This window comes from Patescibacteria group bacterium (genome assembly GCA_027858235.1).
GTDB lineage: Bacteria > Patescibacteriota > Patescibacteriia > Patescibacteriales > BM507 > BM507.
Window position 1 is genome coordinate 1 of sequence record JAQIDC010000018.1, and the last position, 2,971, is coordinate 2,971.

The window sequence follows — 2,971 nt, forward strand, 5'->3', positions numbered from 1 at the left end:
ATTGGTATATTTTTTCATAGAAGTAGTGGTTAATTTTAGTTATAGTTGTAAAACTAGTTTTCATAGCTAATCTTACCACTACTTTTTAGTTTTCCACCACAGTTAATATTGTACAGCCATTTTAATTTGACTTTAAGAATTTTTTTGATATAATATAATTAATCACGATAAAAGGCTACGGAATTTGATGCGTTCACTTTCCAGATGCCTTTTTTTGATACTCTAATTTATTTCTTGATAAATTTACATAAGAAAGATATTGGCTAAAATTACGCAATAAAGCCGAATATCTTTTTTTGTTTGGAATACATATTTTTAATAATTTTTCATCTTTTATAAGTTGTTCTATCAAACAATGAAAATCACCATCTCCGCTAACAATAACTGCTTTATCAAAGTTATTATACTCAAGCATTGTATGCAAAACTAATTCGGCGTCAACATTGCCTTTTACAAAATCACCATTCCCAAGAACTGGCTTAAAAATTAAAATATACCCTACCTTCTCTAAAAATTTATATAATTTTAAATTTTCCTTGATATAGCCAATAAACAAAAAAGTTTTTGTTGTTTTATGTTTATGCTTTAAATAAATATAAAATTTGGCGAAATCAAGGGTCCATCCTTGATCCTTTATTGATAAATTCAGATTCTGACTATCAATAAAAGCATAGTTATTTTGTTTTTTTAGGGGTTTTTGCATGAAGGGAGACTCAGCAAAGCTGAGGAATTTTTAATTTTGAGTTTCGAATTTTGAATGAAAAATCTAATTTACTAGCTTACAAGTTTACAGACTACAACCTAAAACCTAGAGCCTACAATCTAGAACCTAATCTCATTTTAGCAAATTTACATCCCCTTGCCAATGATTATTATGACAGATTTTGATCGTTTATTACAAATTTTATTTATATTTTAATTTACAATATAAAAGACCTCCGATGTCTTTAAGGACATCGGAGGTCTACACTTTAAAATATATATTTAAACTTTCCCTAATTCCAAATACTGATCAACTTTTATCTGTTCTACAAATTCATCCATGTGCGAAACAAAAATCATTGCCCCTTTGTATTCGTTAATTGCCTTGGCAATCACAGGAATATGTCTAAAGTTAATATGATTCGTTGGCTCATCGAGAATTAAAAGGCCTGGTTGCATTATAACCAGTCTAGCAAAAGACAAAAGCCCTTTTTGTCCTTCTGACAAATCACCCACTTTGTGATCCATGAGATTGCCTGCAATTAAAAAACTAGCTGCGATTGCTCTCATTTCTTGTTCCTCAATCCCTCTCGGTGCTACATTCGCTAATGAATCGAAAACTTTTTCATCAAAATCAAGGCTCGCAAAATCTTGACTATAATATCCGATAACTACTTTGTCTAGAATTTGAGCACCCTCCGCTTTCCCAGAAACAAGTGAACGCAAAAATGTACTTTTGCCAATTCCATTCGGTCCAGTTACAATCATATGATCGCCTTTTCTTAAAATAATATTTGTCTTTTTTTCAATTGGTTCGTGATTTTTTATTACTTTCAAAGAATTAATAGTCACAATTTCACCAACAATATCTTGAACGGGAATAGTAAATTCTTTGATTGTCTTATCTTCACGACGAACATCAACCATCTCTGCTTCCATAACCTCTGTTTCTTCTCTCATTTTTTTAGCTAATTTTCGCATTTTACCACCTTTTAAGGCAAAGAAGTTAACCTTTTCTTTTCTGTCTTTAATTATTTTCTCTAACTGGGCATTTTTCATCTTCTCTCGTTTTACCCTCTGAGATATTTCTTCAACTACGGAATAATAATCACCAACATAAATCTCAGTTTTGTGAGTATAAATATCAAGATAGACAACACCCTCTGTAAAACAGTTTAGAAAATCGGCATCATGGGAAATAACAATAACTGTTTTTTCATACATTACCAAAAATGTAATCAAATGATCTATTCCTTCTTTGTCTAAATTATTTGTCGGCTCATCAAGAAGTAAAATATCGGGATTCTGAATCAAAGCAAAGGCCAACAAAAGTCTCGCTTGTTGCCCTCCGGATAAATCCCCAACCTTTTTGTCTGTATCAACATGCAGATTAACCGCATCTAAAACTTTTGACATTTGACTTGCTAGGTTTTTTTGTTCTATTTCAAATGCACTCGCAAAATATTTCTCAACACTCAAATCCATTTCTTCTCTTTTGATAACCTGATTGGCGCTCGCTACAGTTGCCTCTGGATTAACATGAATTTTCCCTTTCTTGGGAACATTTTCCCCTTTTATCAATGAAAAAAGAGTGGACTTCCCTGCTCCATTTTGTCCCATTAGAGTTACTTTCGCACCTTGACGTACCGTAAAACTTGCTTCATCAAGAAGCGGTCTTTTGTGTATATATTCGAATGTCACCTCGTCAAATCGGAGTACTACTTGTTCTGCCATAATCTTTGTAATTAACTATCTAATTTTATATTAGACCTAGGTATTATTTATAAAACTTAATATAATAAAAATGTATACAAACTCTAAGCCCTAAACTCTAAATTCTAAACAAATTCAAAACTCAAAATCACGAACAATAATTATTTTGATTTTTCAATTATTGCTCCGAAAATTTTCATTAATTCTGTTACTTCATTAACTAATATTTTTCTTTGCTTATCTAGATTATCACTATTTATATCGAGAAGCAATAGCCAATATCTTGACTCCTTTGCTTCTTTTCTCTATATTTTTACTCTATGAATAAAATCCTTTTTCTAAAAGATTCATTTGCTTCAATATAATTAGCCCCAACTGAGCCAGACGACCTAACTAATTGCTTAGCATCTTCAAAATTTGAAATACTCTTATTTATGATTTTCAAGAAATTCCTTACGTCTTGAGCAAATTTAAATGTTCTATCTTCAAGATTATAATAACTTGATTTTCCCTCCATTTATTTATTTTGAGTTTATAATTTTGTATTTGTTTAGAA

The 2,971-nt window shown here is 30.8% G+C and carries 3 protein-coding genes; all 3 read right to left on the minus strand.

The window, feature by feature from the left end:
* Window positions 1-193: 193 nt before the first annotated feature.
* The 3 genes from PF572_01275 to PF572_01285 all read right to left on the minus strand — a co-directional run bounded on the left by PF572_01275 (window position 194) and on the right by PF572_01285 (window position 2,932).
* Complete coding sequence (locus tag PF572_01275) at window positions 194-703, minus strand: NYN domain-containing protein (GenBank protein ID MDA3839696.1); 510 nt, start codon at window positions 701-703, stop codon at window positions 194-196.
* A 281-nt stretch (window positions 704-984) separates the two neighbouring features.
* On the minus strand, window positions 985-2,436 hold the full coding sequence (locus PF572_01280; protein ID MDA3839697.1) for an ATP-binding cassette domain-containing protein: 1,452 nt from the start codon (window positions 2,434-2,436) through the stop codon (window positions 985-987).
* A 292-nt stretch (window positions 2,437-2,728) separates the two neighbouring features.
* Window positions 2,729-2,932 (minus strand): four helix bundle protein, encoded by a 204-nt coding sequence (locus PF572_01285; GenBank protein MDA3839698.1) that lies wholly within the window; start codon window positions 2,930-2,932, stop codon window positions 2,729-2,731.
* Window positions 2,933-2,971: the final 39 nt, after the last annotated feature.